At 48.9% G+C, this 21,315-nt stretch carries 14 protein-coding genes and 3 pseudogenes; 15 read left to right on the forward strand and 2 right to left on the reverse strand.

The features are described from left to right. Positions 1–6 precede the first annotated feature (6 nt). The 9 genes and pseudogenes from ACLTD4_RS03280 (at position 7) to ACLTD4_RS03320 (ending at position 10,612) form a co-directional block, all read left to right on the forward strand. Positions 7–1,764: a peptidoglycan D,D-transpeptidase FtsI family protein gene (locus ACLTD4_RS03280; RefSeq protein WP_412331129.1), complete on the forward strand. Its 1,758-nt coding sequence runs from the start codon at positions 7–9 to the stop codon at positions 1,762–1,764. Positions 1,765–1,876: 112 nt separating this feature from the next. Further along, positions 1,877–2,845 carry a phospho-N-acetylmuramoyl-pentapeptide-transferase gene (gene mraY / locus ACLTD4_RS03285; RefSeq protein ID WP_002603395.1) on the forward strand — a complete coding sequence of 323 codons (969 nt, stop codon included), beginning with the start codon at positions 1,877–1,879 and terminating at the stop codon, positions 2,843–2,845. 16 nt (positions 2,846–2,861) lie between these two features. Continuing rightward, positions 2,862–4,208 (forward strand): UDP-N-acetylmuramoyl-L-alanine--D-glutamate ligase, encoded by a 1,347-nt coding sequence (gene murD, locus ACLTD4_RS03290; RefSeq protein WP_117623925.1) that lies wholly within the window; start codon positions 2,862–2,864, stop codon positions 4,206–4,208. 46 nt (positions 4,209–4,254) lie between these two features. Next, a pseudogene (locus tag ACLTD4_RS03295) lies at positions 4,255–5,404 on the forward strand (FtsW/RodA/SpoVE family cell cycle protein). 91 nt (positions 5,405–5,495) lie between these two features. Beyond that, the gene (gene murA, locus ACLTD4_RS03300; RefSeq protein ID WP_117623926.1) at positions 5,496–6,746 is read left to right on the forward strand and encodes a UDP-N-acetylglucosamine 1-carboxyvinyltransferase; all 1,251 of its coding nucleotides are present in this window, start codon (positions 5,496–5,498) and stop codon (positions 6,744–6,746) included. Next, a complete protein-coding gene (locus tag ACLTD4_RS03305; RefSeq protein ID WP_055656971.1) occupies positions 6,743–7,471 on the forward strand; it encodes a cell division protein FtsQ/DivIB in 729 nt (242 codons plus the stop codon). Before murA ends, ACLTD4_RS03305 begins: the two co-directional genes overlap by 4 nt. Before the next feature lie 119 nt (positions 7,472–7,590). Then, positions 7,591–8,873, forward strand: a pseudogene (ftsZ, locus tag ACLTD4_RS03310) (cell division protein FtsZ). A 120-nt stretch (positions 8,874–8,993) separates the two neighbouring features. After that, complete coding sequence (locus ACLTD4_RS03315; RefSeq protein ID WP_055656973.1) at positions 8,994–9,332, forward strand: hypothetical protein; 339 nt, start codon at positions 8,994–8,996, stop codon at positions 9,330–9,332. Positions 9,333–9,379: 47 nt separating this feature from the next. After that, positions 9,380–10,612: a hypothetical protein gene (locus tag ACLTD4_RS03320; protein WP_412331130.1), complete on the forward strand. Its 1,233-nt coding sequence runs from the start codon at positions 9,380–9,382 to the stop codon at positions 10,610–10,612. Positions 10,613–10,739: 127 nt separating this feature from the next. Here ACLTD4_RS03320 and ACLTD4_RS03325 read toward each other — a convergent pair whose 3' ends face one another. After that, entirely contained in the window at positions 10,740–12,125 is a 1,386-nt protein-coding gene (locus ACLTD4_RS03325; RefSeq protein ID WP_055657671.1) for an ISNCY family transposase, read from the reverse strand. Between the two features lie 303 nt (positions 12,126–12,428). Next, a complete protein-coding gene (locus tag ACLTD4_RS03330; RefSeq protein WP_412331131.1) occupies positions 12,429–13,682 on the reverse strand; it encodes a transposase in 1,254 nt (417 codons plus the stop codon). 467 nt (positions 13,683–14,149) lie between these two features. Between ACLTD4_RS03330 and hflK the strand changes: the two genes are divergently transcribed. The 6 genes and pseudogenes from hflK to ACLTD4_RS03360 all read left to right on the forward strand — a co-directional run bounded on the left by hflK (position 14,150) and on the right by ACLTD4_RS03360 (position 21,312). Then, on the forward strand, positions 14,150–15,271 hold the full coding sequence (gene hflK, locus ACLTD4_RS03335) for an FtsH protease activity modulator HflK (protein WP_412331132.1): 1,122 nt from the start codon (positions 14,150–14,152) through the stop codon (positions 15,269–15,271). Continuing rightward, positions 15,268–16,138: pseudogene (gene hflC / locus ACLTD4_RS03340) on the forward strand (protease modulator HflC). The gene hflK and the pseudogene hflC overlap by 4 nt, the downstream one beginning before the upstream one ends. A gap of 34 nt (positions 16,139–16,172) precedes the next feature. Beyond that, positions 16,173–17,030 (forward strand): methylenetetrahydrofolate reductase [NAD(P)H], encoded by an 858-nt coding sequence (metF, locus tag ACLTD4_RS03345; protein WP_117621558.1) that lies wholly within the window; start codon positions 16,173–16,175, stop codon positions 17,028–17,030. 41 nt (positions 17,031–17,071) lie between these two features. After that, a complete protein-coding gene (locus ACLTD4_RS03350; RefSeq protein WP_029466544.1) occupies positions 17,072–17,716 on the forward strand; it encodes a vitamin B12 dependent-methionine synthase activation domain-containing protein in 645 nt (214 codons plus the stop codon). Between the two features lie 5 nt (positions 17,717–17,721). Continuing rightward, entirely contained in the window at positions 17,722–20,151 is a 2,430-nt protein-coding gene (locus ACLTD4_RS03355; RefSeq protein WP_117621715.1) for a homocysteine S-methyltransferase family protein, read from the forward strand. Positions 20,152–20,430: 279 nt separating this feature from the next. Then, positions 20,431–21,312 carry a DUF6602 domain-containing protein gene (locus tag ACLTD4_RS03360; protein WP_117621559.1) on the forward strand — a complete coding sequence of 294 codons (882 nt, stop codon included), beginning with the start codon at positions 20,431–20,433 and terminating at the stop codon, positions 21,310–21,312. Positions 21,313–21,315: the final 3 nt, after the last annotated feature.

The raw sequence follows: 21,315 nt of genomic DNA on the forward strand, positions 1-21,315 counted from the left end.
CAGCGTATGAATTCTAATAAAACACATCACAGAGAGAAGATAGCCATCCTGTTTTTCCTGTTATTTCTTGCCATGACAGGACTAATGGGGCGGCTGTTTTTTCTTATGATTTTCCGATCCGCCCATTACAGTGCCATGGCGGAGGACTTGCATGAAAGAGAGAGAACAATCAAAGCGGCCAGAGGCAATATCGTTGATGCCAATGGAACCGTCATCGCCACCAACAGGACCGTCTGCACCATTTCGGTCATCCACAATCAGATAGAGGAACCGGATCAGGTGGTGGCAGTTTTAAGCAAAGAATTGGGAATCGAGGAAGATTCTGTCAGAAAAAAGGTAGAAAAATACAGTTCCAGGGAGATTATTAAGACCAATGTGGACAAAGCCCTGGGGGACCAGATCAGGACGTACCATCTGGCCGGGGTGAAGGTGGATGAGGACTACAAGCGGTACTATCCCTACGACAGCCTGGCATCCAAGGTGCTGGGATTTACAGGAGGGGATAACCAGGGAATCATAGGTCTGGAGGTCAAGTACGAGGATTACTTAAAGGGGATGAACGGGAAGATTCTGACCATGTCTGACGCGGCGGGTATTGAGATTGAAAATGCGGCGGAGGACCGGATCGAGCCCATCGCCGGGCAGGATCTGCATGTGAGTCTGGACGTAAATATCCAGAAGTACTGTGAGCAGGCTGCGTACCAGGTGATGGAGAAGAAAGGCGCGAAGCGGGTCTCCATCATTGTCATGAACCCGCAGAACGGAGAGATCATGGCTATGGTAAGCGCTCCGGAATTCAACCTAAACGACCCGTTCACGCTTCCGGAGGACCCGGGAGATGTGAGCGCCAAGGAGAAGCAGGAGCTGTTGAACCAGATGTGGCGTAATCCCTGCATCAACGATACTTACGAGCCAGGCTCCACGTTTAAGATCGTGACGGCCGCCGCGGGGCTGGAAGCGGGAGTGGTGAATCTGGAAGACCATTTCTCCTGTCCCGGCTTCCGCATCGTGGAGGACAGAAAGATCCGGTGTCACAAGGTGGGGGGCCATGGTTCCGAGACATTTCTGCAGGGAGTTATGAACTCCTGCAACCCGGTTCTGATCGATGTGGGCCAGCGCCTGGGAGTGGATAATTACTACAAGTATTTTGAACAGTTTGGCCTGAAGGGAAAGACGGGAATCGATCTGCCCGGCGAGGCCGCCACCATCATGCATAAGAAAGAGAATATGGGGCTGGTGGAGCTGGCCACGGTCTCCTTCGGCCAGTCCTTCCAGATTACCCCCATGCAGCTGATTACCACGGCTTCTGCCATCGTAAACGGCGGCAACCGGGTGACGCCCCACTTTGGCGTGGGAGCCGTCAGCGCCGACGGCGAGGTGATTCACAACTTTACCTACCCGGTGAAGGAAGGGATCGTCTCTGCGGAAACGAGCGAAACCATGCGCTATATTCTGGAAAAGGTCGTCTCCGAGGGCAGCGGAAAAAAGGCGTATCTGGAGGGGTACCGCATCGGCGGAAAAACGGCCACTTCGGAAAAACTTCCGAGAAGCTTAAAGAAGTACATTTCGTCTTTTATCGGCTTTGCACCGGCGGATAATCCGTCCGTAATCGCCCTGATTACCATCGATGAACCGCAGGGAATCTACTACGGCGGAACCATCGCGGCGCCTGTCATTGCCGACATTTTTAAGAATATTCTGCCTTATCTGGGAATTGAAGCAACAGAGGAAAAAACTGTTTCCTCGTTTCGATTCTATAGTTGATTATTCAGGAAAAAAGACGTATACTACTAACTGTGTTCCATTCCGCCGAACGAAGTGAGGGGGATTAACCGCTGCTCTGAAAGTACGAATACATAAAATATTGAGGTGTGACATGATTAACGAGACGATACTGGCGATTATCATAGCGTTTGCCATAAGCGCGATACTGTGCCCTATAGTAATACCATTTCTCCACAGATTAAAATTTGGTCAGCAGGTCCGGGAAGAGGGACCGGAAAGCCATTTGAAAAAGCAGGGCACTCCCACTATGGGCGGTCTGATCATATTGACCAGCATTATCATTACTTCTCTGTTCTACGTGAAGGATTATCCGAAGATCATACCGATTCTGTTCATGACCGTTGGTTTTGGTATCGTAGGTTTTCTGGATGATTACATTAAGATCGTCATGAAACGCTCCGAAGGCCTTAAGCCTTTACAGAAGATAATCGGACAGTTTATCATTACGGGCGTCTTTGCATACTACCTTCTCAACTCCAAGGCAGTGGGAACGAGCATGCTGATTCCATTTACCGGAGGCTTCGAAAATGGCCTCTATATCGACCTCGGGATATTCTTCGTGCCGTTTCTGTTCTTTGTTGTGCTGGGAACCGACAACGGTGTGAACTTCACCGACGGTCTCGATGGACTCTGCACCAGCGTGACGATCCTGGTGGCCACCTTCTTAACCGTGGTGGCCCTGGGGGAGAGAGCGGGGATCAGCCCGATCACAGGCGCGGTCGTAGGCAGTCTCCTGGGCTTCCTGCTGTTTAACGTCTATCCGGCCAGAGTGTTTATGGGAGACACCGGTTCCCTGGCGCTTGGCGGTTTCGTGGCGTCCAGCGCCTACATGATGCAGATGCCGATCTTTATCGCGATCATTGGATTTATTTATCTGGTGGAAGTTCTGTCAGATATTATACAAATTACGTATTTTAGAAAAACAGGCGGAAAGAGATTCTTTAAGATGGCGCCGATCCATCACCATTTTGAGATGTGCGGCTGGTCCGAGACCAGGGTTGTTGCCGTTTTCTCTATTGTGACGGCGATTCTCTGCCTGCTGGCATACCTTGGACTGTAAAGAAGGAGAGTAACCTATGAGTCAGAAAATATTAGTTGCAGGGAGCGGAAAGAGTGGAATTGCCGCTTCCAGAATGGCACTCGATACAGAACACGAAGTGATTCTCTACGACAGCAATGAGGCGCTTGACGCGGAGGCGGTCCGGGGACAGTTTAAAGAGGACGAGACAATTGAAGTGCTCCTTGGAGAGCTGACGAAGGAGGCGCTAAAGGACGTGGAGCTCTGCGTTATCAGTCCTGGTATCCCGCTTGATGCCCCGTTTGTCGAGGTGCTGAAGGCCTGCGAGGTCCCGATCTGGAGTGAGATCCAGCTTGCATACCATTATGCCAGGGGAAAGCTGGCAGCCATAACGGGGACAAACGGAAAGACGACGACGACCTCTCTGGTCGGGGAGATCATGAGCGCGTACTATAAAGAGGTGTTTGTAGTAGGAAATATCGGAACACCGTATACGTCCACCGCGCTCCGCACGACAGACCAGTCTTATACGGTCGCGGAGATCAGCAGCTTTCAGCTGGAGACCATTACGGATTTTAAACCCGACGTGAGCGCGATCCTGAATATTACGCCGGACCATTTAAACCGCCATAAGACGATGGACTGCTACATAGATGTTAAGAAAGGGATTGCAAAGAATCAGACGAAGGAGGATGCCTGCATCCTCAATTACGACGATCCGGTTCTGCGGCGATTCGGAGAGACTGTGACCCCGCGCGTCATCTATTTCAGCAGCAGGGAGCTTCTCTCTGAGGGCATCTGCCTGGATGGCGATATGATTGTAAGGAACCACGACGGCGTGCGCATGGAGATCATAAATATCCATGACATGAATCTGCTGGGCCGCCACAACCACGAAAACGTCATGGCGGCGGCTGCCATAACCATGGAGCTGAGAGTGCCGCTTGAGACGATACAGAGCGTGATCAGGGACTTTAAGGCGGTGGAACACCGGATCGAGTTCGTGGCAGAGAAGGCGGGGGTGAAGTACTATAACGATTCCAAGGGAACGAATCCCGACGCGGCGATCCAGGCGGTTAATGCCATGCCTGGCCCTACGATCTTAATCGCGGGAGGCTACGATAAGAATTCCGAGTATGACGAATGGATCAGATCCTTCGGCAAAAAGGTGAGATACATGGTCCTTTTAGGCCAGACGAGAGAGAAAATCGCCGAATGTGCCGCAAGACACGGCTTCACCAATGTCATGTATGCGGAAGACATGCAGGAGGCGGTCAGAGTTTGCGCATCCTATGCGAATGCCGGAGAATACGTGTTGTTGTCACCCGCCTGCGCCAGCTGGGGGATGTTTAACAATTACGAGGAACGGGGTGATGTTTTCAAGGAGTGCGTGCGCAGTCTGTAACAGGATGCGGCTATCGCTCACTAAAGTTTTGGCGAGGAGGAATGAGATGGCGGAAAACAGGCCTAACAAAAAGAAAAACAAACCGCGCCGTTTTTATGATTACAGCCTGCTGTTTACGGTGATATTTTTGACCGTGTTCGGTCTGGTTATGATATACAGTTCCAGCTCCTACGCTGCCCAGATAAAGTATGATGATGCGGCCTATTTTATGATGAGACAGGCGAAGATTGCACTGGCCGGCTTTGTCATTATGCTGATTATCTCCAAGATGGATTACCACTGGTACGCAAGATTTGCCGTTCTGGCCTACGTCCTTTCCTATGTGCTGATGATTGCCACAGCACTGTTCGGTATCGAGAGAAACGGTAAGAAGCGCTGGCTCGGAGTGGGCGGTGCCTCCATTCAGCCAACAGAGTTTGTAAAGATCGCCCTGATCGTCATGCTGGCATCCATGATCGTGCAGATGGGCAAGAATATCAACGAAAAGAGAGGCGTGCTGCTGGTGATTGTCACCACGCTGCCTATCGCCGGAATAGTAGCAGCCAACAACTTAAGTTCCGGTATTATCATTGCAGGAATCGCGTTTGTCATGCTGTTTGTGGCATGTAAGAAAAAATGGCCGTTTTTTGCCTGCGGATTCGCGGGCGTGGGGGTGCTGGCGTTTGCCGGTCCCATTGCAACCGCCCTGGAGAAGATTGGTCTGTTAAGAGTATCAGTTAAGCCGTATCTTCGTCTGGCTGGAGCCGGAGAAATACCCGTCCACCGGCGGCTATCAGGTGCTTCAGGGGTTATACGCCATCGGTTCCGGCGGACTGGTGGGAAGAGGCTTAGGGGAGAGTATCCAGAAGATGGGATTCGTACCCGAGGCGCAGAATGATATGATTTTCTCCATCATCTGTGAGGAACTGGGGCTCTTCGGAGCCGTGTCGGTGATCCTGATTTTTTTGTTCATGATCTACCGTTTTATGCTGATTGCAGACAACGCGCCGGATTTATTCGGTGCCCTGCTGGTCGTAGGTGTCATGGGGCACATTGCGATCCAGGTTATCTTAAATATCGCCGTAGTTACCAACACCATTCCCAACACCGGAATCACGCTTCCCTTTATCAGCTATGGAGGTACGTCGGTTTTGTTCCTGATGATGGAAATGGGCATGGTTTTGAGCGTTTCCAATCAGATACGTCTGGAAAGGTGAAAGTCCCCCTCATTTTATTCGGCGGAATGTGATAACCTTTTTCCCGCTTTTTACATAGGATAGTATATAAGAAGCCACGGGAGGTATCGGATTGTCGGTCATAGAAGTCCAGGGGCTTACGCCCTTAGAAGGTGAGATAAAGATCCAGGGTTCCAAGAATGCCGTTCTGCCTATGATGGCGGCGGCAATTCTTCATAAAGGCACGACAGTGATAGAAAATGTCCCCAGGATACAGGATGTGTTCTGTATGCTGGGGATACTTGACAGTATCGGCTGTAAATGCCGTTTGGAAGGAAACCGGCTGAAGATTGATGCATCCGTAGTTACAGAGACGGAAATACCGAAAGAGTTTGTGAAGAGTATGCGCTCCTCGATCATTGTTTCAGGGCCGCTGTTAGGACGGATGAAGAGAGCCGTTACCAGTTTTCCCGGCGGCTGCTCGATCGGGGAAAGGCCCATTGACCTGCATTTGACGGCGCTTGACGCGCTGGGGGCCCGGGTAGAAGAGGACGGAGAGGAGCTTTTAGTCACTGCCAATGAACTGACGGGAGCCGATATCTACTTCCCGTTTCCCAGCGTGGGAGCGACCGAGAATGCCCTCATGGCCGCCGTTCTGGCGGATGGCGTGACAGTGATTCACGGCGCTGCCAGGGAGCCCGAGATCGAAGAGCTGTGCCTGTTTTTAATCGGCATGGGAGCCAGGATCCACGGGGTGGGAAGTTCAACACTGTTCATTGAAGGGGTACTTAGCCTGCATGATTCCATATTTACCGTAACCGGCGACAGGATTGTGGCCGGCACTTATCTTTGTGCGGCCATGGCCGCGGAGGGCTGTGTGACCATGACGGGAATCCGGCCATCCCATATGGAGGCGGTGCTGCGCTGTGCGGAGGAGATGGGAGCCGCCATACAGAGGTATGACGACCGAATTTCCGTGACCATGACAGGGCGCCCGGCAGAGTATTCGGTTGTGACGGGTCCTTATCCGCAGTTTCCGACGGATTTACAGTCGCCAATGATGGCGGTGATGGCCGCCGCTGAGGGAACCGGCCGTATGGAAGAAACTGTATTTGAGGGAAGATTTGGCACTGTAAAAGAATTGCAGAAACTTGGCGCAGATATTATAATAGAGGATAACAGGGCAGAGATCCGCGGGCTGTACCCTTTAACGGGCGCAGTCGTGAGGGCCAGGGATTTACGCGGCGGCGCCGCACTGGTGGTCGCGGGTCTGGCCTCCCGTGGTGTGACACAGATTACAGACTGCAGCCACATCGAGCGGGGGTATGAAGATATCTGCCGGGACTTAAAGAGCCTTGGCGCTGTGATTAGAGGAATGGAATGATAAGACCAGAAAAAAGCAAACGAAGAATCGTAATCGGAATTGTGGCGGCGGTTATCGTCTTACTGGCGGTAATCTTAATGTCCATCCGGATTACAGAGATTACAGTAACGGGGAATAAACAGTATACCGCCGATGAACTGCGCGGTCTGCTGTTTCAGGATAAGTGGGACCGGAATACGATTTACTGCTTTTACAAGGATCATTTTAAGGAACATGAACAGATTCCGTTTGTAGAAGACTATAAAATCGTATTCCAGAGCCCGACGAGGGTAGAAATCATCGTTTACGAGAAGAGCGTGGTCGGATACGTCTCCTATATGGGAAGTTATATGTATTTCGACAAGGATGGTATCATCGTGGAGAGCTCCAGCAATAAGCTGGAGGGAATTCCATGGGTAACAGGACTGAAGTTCGGCCATATCGCCCTGCATCAGCCCCTTCCCGTGGAAAACACCAGGATCTTCGATGAGATCCTGAATCTGACGCAGCTGCTGTCGACGCATGAGATTACGGTGGACAGGATCCAGTACGATACTCACGGCAACGCCAGTTTAATCCTGGGGGACATCACCGTTTATCTCGGAAGCAACGACCAGATGAGCGGCAAGATTTCCGAGCTGAAGGATCAGCTTCCCGTGCTGACCGGCCTTGCTGGGACTCTGTATCTCGATACATATGACGAGGCTGAGACGGCCACATCGTACCGGTTTGTAAAAAATAAATAAAATTTCCATTCAGAACTTATAATTTTGTTGAAAAAGTGGTTGATATTTTCGGTAAAATCAAATATTATATTAGATAGGTCTATAGAGTAAGCTGTTTATGGTTAAAGGAGGATATAATCTTGTTAGAGATTAAGATAAATGAGGCGGATAATGCTGCAAGAATTCTGGTAATCGGTGTGGGCGGTGCCGGAAACAACGCAGTAAACCGTATGATTGATGAGAGTATCGCCGGTGTAGAATTCATCGGAATTAATACAGACAAGCAGGCACTTCAATTTTGCAAAGCCCCTACGGCTATGCAGATCGGAGAGAAACTGACAAAGGGACTCGGAGCAGGCGCTAAGCCTGAGATCGGTGAGAAGGCTGCCGAGGAGAGCTCTGAGGAACTGGCTCAGGCCATGAAGGGCGCGGACATGGTGTTCGTTACCTGTGGTATGGGCGGCGGAACAGGAACCGGTGCGGCTCCCGTTGTTGCCAAGATTGCAAAAGATATGGGGATTCTGACAGTCGGTGTTGTCACAAAGCCGTTCCGCTTTGAGGCAAAGACACGTATAGCAATGTCTTTGGTATCGAGCGCGAAAACAGTGTCGATACCTTAATTGTGATTCCCAATGACAGGCTGCTTGAGATTGTGGACAGGCGTACCACCATGCCGGATGCGTTAAAGAAGGCGGATGAAGTCCTTCAGCAGGCAGTACAGGGCATTACAGACTTAATCAACGTTCCAGGCCTGATTAACCTGGATTTCGCCGATGTTCAGACCGTTATGACGGACAAGGGCATCGCACATATCGGTATCGGCAAGGCGAAGGGCGACGAGAAGGCTCTCGATGCCGTGAAGCAGGCCGTATCCAGCCCGCTGCTGGAGACCACCATCGAGGGTGCCTCCCACGTTATCATCAATATTTCCGGCGATATCAGCCTGATCGAGGCCAACGAAGCGGCCAGCTACGTTCAGGAGATGGCAGGAGACGAAGCCAACATCATCTTTGGCGCCATGTATGACGAGACGGCTCAGGATGAAGCCAGCATTACCGTTATTGCCACCGGCCTCGATATGGGGAATGAGACTCCTGTCGGCAAGGTCATGACAAGCTTCGGCGGCAGCGCAACCGGCTATACGAGACCGCAGAAACCGGCGGCACAGCAGGCGCAGAACCAGAATCCTAACCCGAATCAGGAAGCTGCGGCAACCGCACCTGCTTACAATCCGAATTATAACCCGAACTACGGCAATCCAAACTATGGAAACCAGGGATACAATCCAAACTACAACAAGCCAAATTATGGCGGACAGGCCGGTGCACCAGGTGCTTCCCAGGGTGCCGGACAGCCTTACAGACCAACCGTAAACAGAGAAGTTCAGATCAATATTCCGGATTTCTTAAAGAACAAGAGATAAGATGCTGTGCTGCGCCGCGTCGTAACACAGGATTGAATAATGGGGGGGGGCTGCAGATGGCCTTAGCAAAGCGCTAGGACTACCTGCAGCACCCCTTGTTTTAAACGGAGGAGATACTTTATGTCGGAAGAAAAGAAAAACCAGGGTGAAGACTGGGAGATGTCGGAAGAGTATTATAAGAGCGGGGAAGGGGAGAAAGAGCTGTCCCTGGAAGATTTTATTACCGAAGAGGATTTACAGACGGATGGGATGAAGCTTCAGTCCAATCACGACGAGCTCTTAAAGAAGACGGCGGAGGATGTGCACCGTGTGATGGAGCTGACTTTGCAGGGAAACAACATCGAGAAGATTTCGGAAATGACAGGGCTGGATAGTCAGTATGTATACAATATCCTGGTCTGCGCGCAGGGCTTCCGCGAGGACGATGAGATCGCGGTGGCTCATCTCGTACTTGGATAAGGTGCTGTGAGCTTTATAATACGACGGAGAAAGAGGGGGAAAGTGCGATGATAAAGAAGATGTGCCCGGTCTGTGACCTTCCTGTAGATGCGGGGAATTACTGTCCGCGCTGCAGAAGGGTGATCAGGAATCCCTATACGCAGAACGTAGATTACTATCTCAATGAGAGACATCCGGAGCATGAGACGGAGTGCGGCTTCCATAATCCATATCTGGAGGCGGATCACCACGGAGAAAGCGGTAATCCTGCCAGCCCGGCTTATGGCAGTTCGGCTGGCCGTCCGGTTCAAGGTGGTCCTGTTCAAGGCGGTACAGCTCCAAATAAGCCTGTTCAGAGTCCTTTTTCGGGCGCAGCTGCTTCCGGTGGAGGACGGACGCCAGGAGCGGCGTCGAAGCAGGGACAGACAAGAGCATCAGAGCAGGCAGGAACGGGCAGTATAAACGGATCATACAGGAATCCTGCAGAAGGTTCCGGGGCGTACCGTACAGCCGCAGGCGGTTATGGAGCGGGAAGCCGTCCGACAGGAAGCGGAAGTATGAAGCCGGAGGGGAAGAAAAGCAACGCAGGAAAAACCGTTCTGATTATGGCTGCTGTCGGCCTTGTCACCATTGCCATGGTTGCCTTTACAAACTTGGAAGGCTACTTAAGCGATTACCTCAAAGGAGCTGCGGAGACGACGGAGGCATATAATTATGATTATGAATCCGACTTTACGATGCTGAATGATGAGGACGTGATAGAAGCGGGCGAACCATGTATGGCTTACTACCATTTTCCGGCGGATGGCGTTTATGTGAGTGAGCAGTTGCTGGCTGCTGTCGAGAGTTCTGACTTTGGCTATAAGCTTGATTCCGACGAACTCTATACGGATAATTACTTATACGACGATACGTCTTATTTTGAAAGCATCAGAAGCCTCTATCTGGAGGATAACCTGAGTGAGACGCGGGACGACGAGTACACAGACCAGTATATCGATGTGAACTATGACACTGCGACCAATGAACTTCATGATTATGCGACCAGACTTTACAGCAGCGAAGCCTCACTGGCCTTTCTGGAGCGTTTCCTGACTGCGACAGAGGAGGGCAGCGGAATTGCGGCGGAAGACCGGAAGGCAGATGAGATTATGGAGGAAGCCAGAGATATTGTGCAGCAGGAGCAGAGCAGCTATATCTATGAAGGGCTGTTTATCATTGAAATTTACAGATATGAGGGGGAAGATGCCCTTTATGTCTATGCATCGTATAATGATCCTGAGTTGGGCTCAGAGTTGTAGGTAAGGGGGCTTGGAGTTGGGAAGATATGGTGTCAGGAATGATATGATATTTTCTGTAAAGCAAAAATGAAAATGTCCTGAAAAAAGTGCATTATTAGCACCGGCGCCGCCGGTGCTTTTTTCTGTTTTAATAGCGATTGGCAGAGAGCTCCATTTCGATCCGATGTGGCTGTTTTTGAGCAAACCTTATAAACGTGCTGCGTCTCCATGGATGGCTCATAGGGGGAATATAGCGTTTCTTTGGTTTTTCCCTGGGGATTTCAGGTGCAAATGCCCGGGAGGTTTTCTCGTACTCGGGGACTTCTTCCAGCACCAGCACGGTATTCTCGTTGACAATGCAGAACAGCTGCCCATCAAATGCCTGGATTACCATAACCTTTGTCCCTTTCAGGTAATGTACCTGCCTTCCACTTTTATCTAACATACGATAATGGGTTTTATCCTTTTGAATGCAATGGCCGGCATCCACCACCCGTTCGGTGAGAATGGCAAGGGTCAGGTTGATTTTTTCCTGATCGGGTTGCTTTTCAAAGACAGATTTGATACCATTAAGGGGAAGAGCAAACTCAGCGTTATATTTGGCGATATAGGAACGAAGAAATTCGTTAGCTGCGTTGATCTCTGTAATGCCTGCCAGTCGTAACTCGACTGGCAGTCTTGATTGTAAGGTCTTAAACATACGCTCCACACGCGATTTTGCCTGTGGAATACTGCTGCATTCCAGCTCTACACCGAATTGCTTACAGGAATAAGCAAACTGCGTGTAGGTATCCTCTGCCAGTTCGGTACGGTTCTTCTGCCTGTATTCAAAAACGGTTCTGCGGTCTGTGAAAAAGCCATAAGGAATGCCATACGCAGTGAGTATCTGATGAAACAGGTGGTAGTAGGCATTCAGGGTTTCCTGTGTATCAAAATACGCAGCTGTAATCCGGCCGGTGCAGTCATCTACAGCGATGTGGAGATGTGTGACAGAACCACCGAACCATTCATGAGGAGAAGCATCCATCTGTTCCTGTTCGCCAAAGAAAGCCTTCCGTGGTTTTCGTGTATGTGCATCTTCCACAGCAACGAGATTTTTTTGGATTTCGACGGCTTCTTTGTGGGAAGCCGTCTTTTGTACCGCCTTTAAATGAGCAGAAATACGTTTCTGCTTTGCTTTTGTAACCATAGGGGATAAGATGTAATGTTCTTCCAATATCGATTGAATTGTGGTTGTAGAAACAAGAATGCCTTCCCGCTCCGCAAGCAGCTGCGTAAAATGAGTAAAATTGGCATCAAAGTATTGTTCCTGATAAAGAGAGACGATACGTTTTCTGATATCCTCAGAGAGAGCTGTGGCTGGTTTGCGCCCCCTGTTGCCATGAACAAAGAAAGCTTTTCCCTGTTCTTTATATCCTTTCATCATACGGTTAATCTGCCGTCTGGAAACAGACAGTTTCAGAGCGGCGTTATCCTTATTCCCGCTGGTTTCCACAAGTTTCTTAATAATCTCGTATTTTTCCTGTTCCTTCATCCGAAGTTTAATCTCCTTAATTGTCCTGAACCTCCTGCGTTATAAGCTGTGAGGTTATTATAATACAATTTGAGGACATTTTCATTTGTGGTTACTTAGGACATTATCATATTTGGTTTATAGGTGTCAGGAATGATATGATATTCTTGAGTTTCCGCAAATTGTAATTGAAAAATGAATATAGTAATCAAAGGTGCCAATCTGCCGTTTTTTGAAATGCTGGCGAGTGGCAGAATAATGAGTAGAGGCACTTTAACAAGCCCCGCCGGAACCGGACTTTGGGAGATTTATTCTTTTATCTATTTAAGCGGTCAGCTTAAGGCTGAGTTGACGGTATGCAGGACGTTTTGTCCTGAACCAGAGTCTGACGCCCTCTTTTGCATACGACAGTATGCCGGAGATCCCTTTTGCCAGCCGATAATAGCAGAAATGCACTTTTTCTTTCACCGGATCTGCTGTCTTTATAATGGAAACCTTAAGGGCATTCGTCTCTGATTTCATGGTGATCTGTGCAAGGAATGCCATGCATAAGGTAATATAAAAATTTAATGCGTTTATGGCTTTGAGTTTTCTTACCCTGAAATTTTCAAACTGGAACATCTGTTTTTTACACCGGAAATATTCTTCGATCCGCCACCTGGAAAAGTATTGCTTTGCTACAGCGATCACATCCTCTTTTGAACGGATTGGTTTATTTGTGGCAAGCATCATAGGATGCTCTGTGATACCATAAACCAGCACCAGATAAATGTCCTTTCTGGAGGCGGTGATCTGTACCTTCACATGGGAAAGATAAGCTTCGTGTTCTTTTCCTTTATAAAATAGAGGGAGTTTTACTTTTCCTTTCCTACGGTTACGCAGCTCCGTTGCAAAAGTCCATTTATTATGGTAGAGCAGCTTACGTTTGGCAGTAAGGCGTATGACATAGTCCTGTCCCATGGAATCCAGCTTGAGAAACATCTTGTTATCATCATAGCCACGGTCCATGACAAAAGTCGCTTTTCCAAACAGGGAATTGGCCCGCTCCATAGCGGAGAATGTGACATCGTTAATGGAGGTAAAGTTTTTTTCACTGGAAGAATGGATCTCGGAAAAGAGACTAAGCGGATGATTGTTGTTGGTAAGGACCGTGGCTTCGGTAACATGATAGCCCTTTTTATAGAGATTTTTTGTGGCAGTGCTTTCGGAACCATCACGTACCCATCCAAGCGATTCAAATTTGTAACCATCAGGCTTGACAACATCACTGTCGTCGATATGGATAACGGGCTGAGCAGGACACCATTTTTTAACCTGTGTGAGGTAAGCTTTCAGAGCTTCCCGGGGAGTCCCCTTGGCAAGATGGTGTGAAAGGCGGTCAACAATGTTGATTTTTTTGGAAGTTTCATGGAGCTGGTCAACAATATCCGTAAGTAGGCAGCTTTTGGAAGCGAGGATACCATAATTCATTTCAGCAATAAATTTGCGTTCCGGTTTAGGAAGCTTTCTTGAAAAATTATTTGAAAAAGTTAAAATTTCCCGTTTCATTTGGTAAGTATTTGATGTAAAATAAGCCATAAGGAATCCCCTTTCTTTTTGTTTAGTAAGATTTTTGTTTGGTAGCTTAATTTTACATCAAAAAGGGATAGGATTCCTTATATTTTGGGCATTTTTTTAAAGTTGTATATAAGTATAAACAGTAATGGTGCTTCTGTGGACAGAACTGCGGAAACTCGAGTATGATATTTTCTTGACAATGTAACCGGATTGTGATATAGTATCATCAATCGTAAGAGGGAGTAGCTTCCAGCCCCGGGGCTGGATAAGATTGCGTCAGAACGATAAAGGAACCTTTATCCGCATACTTATGAAATGTGCAAGACTTTTATTGATAACCAGATGGCTGTCAGTAAAGGTCTTTTTTTATTACATAGGAAAGCTTGCTTTATGGGACTTCATAGTCTGCATAAAGGAAACGCGGCCGCGTTTTCCATGCCCTTTACGAGAGAAACCAGAAAAACGACAGAAAGAAAGGCGGAGAAAATATGGAAACATTTGATCACAGTAAGAAACCAAAGTTGAATAAGATAACAGGTCTGCTCAAGAAATTAGGAGTGATAGCGGTCTTGGTGATAGCGATTCCTGTCATAGGGATTGGCTCTGTTTATAACATTCAGGAACAGGAGCAGGCGGTGCTGACAACCCTCGGATCGGCGAAGACGGTTGCGGAGCCCGGGCTGCATTTTAAGATTCCGTTTATCCAGCGGGTACAGAAGGTGAATACCACCATACAGGGGGTGGCGATCGGTTACGATCCTTCGGATAACCAGTCGGAGGAAGCGGACTCTCTGATGATTACCAGTGATTACAATTTTGTAAATGTGGACTTCTTCGTGGAGTATAAGGTGGTGGATCCGGTGAAGGCTGTGTATGCGTCTCAGGACCCCTTCACCATTTTGCAGAATATCAGCAGAAGCTGTATCCGTACCGTCATCGGAAGCTACGATGTGGATTCGGTGCTGACGACCGGGAAAAATGAGATACAGTCCAGGGTGAAAGAGATGGTTATGAATAAGCTGGAACAGCATGACGTGGGACTTTCCGTGGTGAACGTCACGATCCAGGATTCCGAACCGCCGACAGCGGAGGTGATGGAGGCGTTTAAGGCCGTGGAGACCGCCAAACAGGACAAGGAAACGGCGATCAACAATGCAAACAAGTACCGTAATGAAAAGCTTCCGGAGGCTACGGCACAGACGGATAAGATTCTGCAGGAGGCAGAGTCTTCAAAGGTGCAGCGAGTCAACGAGGCTAACGCGGAGGTGGCGAAGTTCAATGCCATGTACGAGGAATACAGCAAAAATCCGGAAGTGACAAGAAAGCGTATGTTCTATGAGGCTATGGAGGACGTGCTGCCGGGAATGAAGGTGATCATCGACGGTACCGGCAAGACGGATACGATCCTGCCCTTAGACAGCTTTACGGGCGCAGCGGGAGCTGCAGCGTCCCAGGATGCAGGAAATAACGCGACGGGACAGAATTCGCTGGGAAATAGTACAGGAGAGCGTACAGGAAATGATGGAAAAAGCGGCATGAAGCAGGGCGGATCGGGAACTCAGAGCACAGGAAGCCAGACAGATCATGGGGCAGAGGAGGCAGCAGAATGAAAAAAACATTGAAAAAAGTGACTGGAACTATTGCAGGACTGGCCGTCATTATAGTATTATTAGGTTCAGTTGTAGTAACGAATGAAAATGAGTATAAGCTGATCCGGCAGTTCGGCCGGGTGGAGCGGATCATCGATACCGCGGGAGTTACACTGAAGCTTCCATTTATTCAGACAGCGGACACGCTGCCGAAGCAGATCCTCTTGTACGATCTGGCGGCGTCTGACGTGATTACCATGGATAAGAAGACCATGTTAAGTGACAGCTATGTGCTGTGGCGCATTACGGATCCGCTCAAGTTTGCGCAGACGCTGAATTCTTCCGTAGCGAACACGGAGGGGAGAATCGATACCGTGGTTTATAATTCCGTTAAAAATGTGATCAGCAGCATGAGCCAGAATGAGGTAATCAGCGGCCGGGATGGAGAACTGTCCCAGGCCATTATGACAAACGTCGGCGACAGCATGGCTGAATACGGAATCCAGCTTCTGGCCGTAGAGACAAAGCGGCTGGACCTGCCTGCCGATAATAAGGCGGCGGTTTATGAGCGTATGATTTCAGAGCGCGACAAGATCGCAGCGACCTATACCGCAGAAGGCCAGGCTGAGGCTCAGAAGATCAGAAATACAACAGACCGCGAAATCGCCATCAGCATTTCCGATGCGAAAGCACAGGCGGCGGCCATTACGGCGGATGGTGAGGCCGAGTACATGAGAATTATGGCGGAGGCGTACCGCGATCCGCAGAGGCTGATTTTATTCCTACACCAGGTCGCTGGAAGCGGCGCGGGCCTCTCTAAAGGGAGACAGCAATACGCTGATTCTGCCCGCAGATTCGCCGATCGCCCGGATTTTTATGGGGCAGTAAGGGCGGATATTACGAAAGACAGGAGATTTACGATATGAAGATCAAAGACATACTGGGGCAGGGAAAGCCCACGTTATCCTTCGAGGTGTTTCCTCCGAAGACGGAAGATAAGTACGAGTCCGTAGAAAAGGCGGCGGCTGAGATTGCAAAGCTGAATCCGGCCTTTATGAGTGTGACGTACGGAGCAGGAGGCGGTACGAGCCAGTATACGGTGGACATCGCCTCCACCCTGCATCATGAGTACCAGGTGACGGCGCTGGCCCACCTTACGTGTGTCTCCTCCACAAGAGAAAAGGTGCACCAGGTGTTGGAAGAGTTAAAGACCGCGGGAATTGAGAATGTCCTTGCTCTGCGCGGTGATATCCCGAAGGAAGGGCCTGTGGCATCGGATTACCGTTTTGCCTCGGAGCTGATCCGGGAGATCAAGGCCTGCGGCGATTTCTGCATCGGAGCGGCCTGTTATCCGGAGGGCCATGTGGAATCGGTGAGCAAAACCATCGACATGGACTATCTGAAGCAGAAGGTGGAAGCCGGATGTGACTTTGTGACTACCCAGATGTTCTTTGACAATAATATCTTATATAATTATCTGTACCGGATCCGGGAGAAAGGGATTACGGTGCCTGTCGTGGCTGGAATTATGCCGGTGACGAATGTAAAGCAGATCACCCGCAGCTGCCAGCTCTCAGGAACGTATTTGCCGTCACGGTTTAAAGCGATTGTGGACCGGTTCGGAGATAATCCGGCGGCCATGAAACAGGCGGGGATCGCCTATGCCACGGAGCAGATTATCGATCTCATTGCCAATGGAGTGGACGCGATTCACGTGTATTCCATGAATAAGCCGGATGTGGCGGCAAAAATAAAGGAGAACCTGTCGGAAATTCTGTAATGGATTTAAAGCGGGTCCCGGTGAGAAGTGGAGTGATATGCATGGAAATTAACCGGAGAGAGATTCGAAGGTATCTGGGATATGGCAGACAGGAAGCGGATGAAAAGGTTTCGAAGCTGATTGAAGAATGTGTGGAGGAGCTGGAGGCCGCGGCGTCGCCGAAAAGCATATACAGAGTATACCCTTTCGTGCCTTTGCCGGAGGAAGAGCTGGATTTTACGGTGTTTCGGACGAAGAGCCGGAGCCTCAGCCGTAATCTGAAGGACTGCGAACAGGTCATTTTATTTGCCGCTACCCTTGGAACAGAGGCAGATTCCCTGATCCGTAAGTATACAAAGCTCCAGATGAGCAAGGCAGTGACCATGCAGGCCGCAGCCACCGCAATGATTGAATCGTACTGTGACGAGGTGAATACGGCACTGAAAGAGTCCTTTGAGAAAAAAGGGCTCTATCTGCGGCCCAGGTTCAGCCCCGGATACGGAGATTTTCCCCTGGAATGCCAGAGGGATATCACCTCCGTTTTAGAGACGGCCAAGAGGATCGGAATTATGCTTACAGATAGCCTTTTGATGACTCCTTCCAAATCCGTGACCGCGGTGATGGGAGTGAGCCCGAAGCCTCACCGCTGTGAGGTGAGGGGATGTGAATTATGTTCGAAAACAGACTGCGCGTACAGGAGAGGATAAGGGATATGACAGAGTTAATGGAAGAAATCAGGAAGAGAATCGTATTTTTCGACGGCGGCACGGGAAGCCTTCTGCAGGCCAATGGACTGAAGCCGGGAGAGCTGCCGGAGACGTGGAATATCCTTCATCCGGAGATTGTGACAAAGCTGCATTACGATTATCTGGAGGCGGGAGCCGACATTATCAAGACGAATACCTTTGGAGCCAACGGGCTGAAATTTAACGATTCCAGTGAATATGGGCTGGACGGGATTGTGACAGCAGCCATGGAAAATGCGAAGAATGCTGTCGGGAAAGCCGGAAAAAAGTGCTTTATCGCTCTTGATATCGGACCTACGGGAAAGCTTTTGAAGCCGCTTGGTGATTTGGGGTTCGAGGAGGCGTACGGGCTGTTCTCTGATGTCGTTAAAATCGGTGCGCGCGAGGGCGCTGATCTTGTTTTGATAGAAACTATGAGCGACAGCTATGAGGTAAAGGCGGCCGTTCTGGCTGCTAAGGAAAACTGTGATCTTCCTGTCTTCGCTACGATGATTTTTGACAGCAGGGGCAAGCTTCTAACGGGAGGAACCGTGGAATCCACAGTGGCGCTGCTGGAGGGCCTGGGCGTGGACGCTCTGGGAATCAATTGTGGTCTGGGGCCGGTTCAGATGAAGGGGATCCTGGCGGACATCATGAAGGCTGCCTCAGTTCCGGTCATTGTAAATCCAAACGCCGGACTTCCGAGGAGCGAAGGCGGAAAGACGGTCTATGATATCGATGCGGATGAGTTTGCCAGGACCATGAGAGAGATCGTGGAGATGGGAGCCTGTGTCGTGGGCGGCTGCTGCGGAACAACTCCGGAGCATATAAAAAAGACCATTGAACTCTGTAAGGACCACCCGGCCCGCATGCCGGAGAAAAAGGACTATACCGTAATTTCTTCCTATGCGCAGGCGGTCGTTATCGATCAGAATCCCGTGCTGATCGGCGAACGCATCAATCCGACGGGAAAATCGAAGTTTAAACAGGCGCTCCGGGACCACAATCTGGAGTATATTCTGCGCGAGGGTGTCACTCAGCAGGATAACGGAGCACATGTGCTGGATGTGAATGTGGGCCTGCCAGAGATCGATGAGGCGGCGATGATGGAGGAAGTGGTGAGGGAGCTGCAGAGCATTATCGATCTTCCTCTCCAGATCGATACCTCCAATATCCAGGCCATGGAGCGGGCGCTGCGTGCCTACAACGGCAAGCCGTTACTTAACTCCGTCAATGGAAAGCAGGAAGTGATGGAGGCGGTATTTCCTCTGGTGAAGCGGTATGGCGGCGTTGTGGTTGCATTGGCGCTTGACGAAGACGGAATTCCAGAGACAGCCGACGGGCGTCTGAGAGTGGCGGAAAAGATCTATGCGAAGGCGGCAGAATATGGGATTGAGAAAAAAGATATCATCATCGATGCACTCTGTATGACGGTCAGCTCAGACAGCAAAGGGGCGATTACTACACTGGAAACAGTCAGGAGGGTGCGGGATGAACTGGGAGGAAAGACGATCCTGGGTGTCTCCAACATTTCCTTCGGCCTTCCCCAGCGTGAGATTGTCAATGCGGCATTTTTCACCATGGCGCTGCAGAATGGGCTGAATGCAGCGATTATCAACCCGAATTCCGAGGCCATGATGCGTTCCTATTACAGCTTCCGGGTGCTTGCTGATTTAGACCCCCAGTGCAGCGAATATATCAGCGTCTACAGCGGTCAGGTGGCCACACTGGGCCAGACCGTGCGTCAGGGCGGCGGTTCCGGCAAATCGGATGGAAGTGGAACGGCGATGTCTGCCTCTCTTGCAGAGAGCATTGAGAGAGGATTGAAGGAGAGTGCACATCAGGCGGTTACGGAGCTCTTAAAGACGTTAGAGCCTCTTGTTATCATAAATGAGGAGATGATTCCGGCTTTAGACCGTGTCGGGAAAGGATTTGAGAAGGGCACGGTTTTCCTCCCCCAGCTTTTGATGAGTGCGGAAGCGGCTAAAGCAGCTTTTGAAGTCATTAAGGAGCAGCTGGCGAAGTCGGGCAGGGAAGAGGAAAAGAAGGGGAAGATCATTCTGGCGACAGTCAAGGGCGATATTCATGACATTGGAAAGAACATTGTCAAGGTGCTTCTGGAGAACTATGGCTATGATGTCATTGATTTAGGTAAGGACGTGCCTCCGGAGCTGGTGGTGGAGACCGCCGTAGAGCAGGAAGTGAAGCTGGTAGGACTCAGCGCACTGATGACGACTACGGTTCCGAGTATGGAAGAGACCATAAGGCAGCTGCAGAAAGCGGCTCCTGAAACAAAGGTGATGGTGGGAGGCGCCGTACTGACGGAGGATTATGCAAAGACGATCGGGGCAGACCGGTATTGCAGGGATGCGATGGCTTCGGTGAATTATGCGGAGAGTTTGTTTTCGGTTGAATGAATGGTTGACGGTAGTGGAGTGTGTTTTTAACAGCAAAAAAGAACAATTGTTTTTTTATAACAGTTGTTCTTTTTTGTTACTGCTAATATTATAATTTCAATCCTCGATTCTCTATTTTAATAGAAAAATCGCCATATATTAGTTTATCATAAAAGTCGGAAGAAAACAAAATCTCTATAAAATTAGTAGTAAATATATAAAAACATGTACTTGTAAAATATTACTATTAGTATTATAATTAAATTATGAAAAATATACAAATGATGAAGGGAGAATATCATGAATGAAAAAGAAAGTGACAATAGAAAGTTAAAAGTTGTAGAAAATATTAGAGAAAATTATCAGTCACTTGAAGGGATGATTTCAAAACAACTTTTTATGGGAAATGAATTGCACGGCCCTACGACAGGATCTTTTCGAGAAGAAATTTGGGCAGGGTTATTTGGACAGATTTTGCCTAAGAAGTTTGTAATTGAGCAATCCGCTTTTATTATTGATTCTGAAGAGGGAATATCCAAAGAAATAGATTTGGTAATTATGGATGAAATGTATACACCGTACATATTTCGATACGGAAAATTGAAGTTTATACCAATTGAAGCGGTTGCGGCAGTAGTTGAATGTAAAAGCCAAAGCATAGATGAACGTTCAGTCAAAGAGTGGGGAGCTGAAATAAAAAAATTGCGCACTGCAAAAGAATCCGTTGCCCGTTTAGCTAATATGATTACAAAGGGTCCTACAGGTACCCAGTTGTCAACGAGACCGATTAGAATATTGTGTGCTTTGGATCAGAATATTTCGGCTGAGATAAAAGAAATTTTTGATTTTGTTTTGCTGGCTGCAAATAAAAATTTAGAAAAAACATACATAAAGGTGCTTTCCAATACAGCGTTTACCAATTTGTATGAATGGTTTAAAGCATTGAATTTTTATGAAGTTAATGAAGCGGATATGGAGGAACATATAGATAAAAGCAGAAGTAGAATTGACAAAGCTGAGCTGGAAAAAATAAAGATGGATGAGTATCAGGTACTGGATAAAGAAAGCAGGCCAATATCACTTATGACTTTCAATTTTCAGTTGAATCAGCTTTTAATGTTGATTAATAACCCTATGCTTTTTCCCCATCGCGCATATGTAAAATTATTTAGTAAAGATTAGGGA

It is taken from the genome of Hungatella sp. (assembly GCF_046966825.1).

Bases quoted from the DNA above. Each gene is read 5' to 3' on its own strand.
- ACLTD4_RS03280 (WP_412331129.1), top strand. From the start codon at position 7: ATGAATTCTAATAAAACACATCACAGAGAGAAGATAGCCATCCTGTTT.
- mraY (WP_002603395.1), top strand. From the start codon at position 1,877: ATGATTAACGAGACGATACTGGCGATTATCATAGCGTTTGCCATAAGC.
- murD (WP_117623925.1), top strand. From the start codon at position 2,862: ATGAGTCAGAAAATATTAGTTGCAGGGAGCGGAAAGAGTGGAATTGCC.
- ACLTD4_RS03305 (WP_055656971.1), top strand. From the start codon at position 6,743: ATGATAAGACCAGAAAAAAGCAAACGAAGAATCGTAATCGGAATTGTG.
- ACLTD4_RS03315 (WP_055656973.1), top strand. From the start codon at position 8,994: ATGTCGGAAGAAAAGAAAAACCAGGGTGAAGACTGGGAGATGTCGGAA.
- ACLTD4_RS03320 (WP_412331130.1), top strand. From the start codon at position 9,380: ATGATAAAGAAGATGTGCCCGGTCTGTGACCTTCCTGTAGATGCGGGG.
- ACLTD4_RS03325 (WP_055657671.1), bottom strand. From the start codon at position 12,125: ATGAAGGAACAGGAAAAATACGAGATTATTAAGAAACTTGTGGAAACC.
- ACLTD4_RS03330 (WP_412331131.1), bottom strand. From the start codon at position 13,682: ATGGCTTATTTTACATCAAATACTTACCAAATGAAACGGGAAATTTTA.
- hflK (WP_412331132.1), top strand. From the start codon at position 14,150: ATGGAAACATTTGATCACAGTAAGAAACCAAAGTTGAATAAGATAACA.
- metF (WP_117621558.1), top strand. From the start codon at position 16,173: ATGAAGATCAAAGACATACTGGGGCAGGGAAAGCCCACGTTATCCTTC.
- ACLTD4_RS03350 (WP_029466544.1), top strand. From the start codon at position 17,072: ATGGAAATTAACCGGAGAGAGATTCGAAGGTATCTGGGATATGGCAGA.
- ACLTD4_RS03355 (WP_117621715.1), top strand. From the start codon at position 17,722: ATGACAGAGTTAATGGAAGAAATCAGGAAGAGAATCGTATTTTTCGAC.
- ACLTD4_RS03360 (WP_117621559.1), top strand. From the start codon at position 20,431: ATGAATGAAAAAGAAAGTGACAATAGAAAGTTAAAAGTTGTAGAAAAT.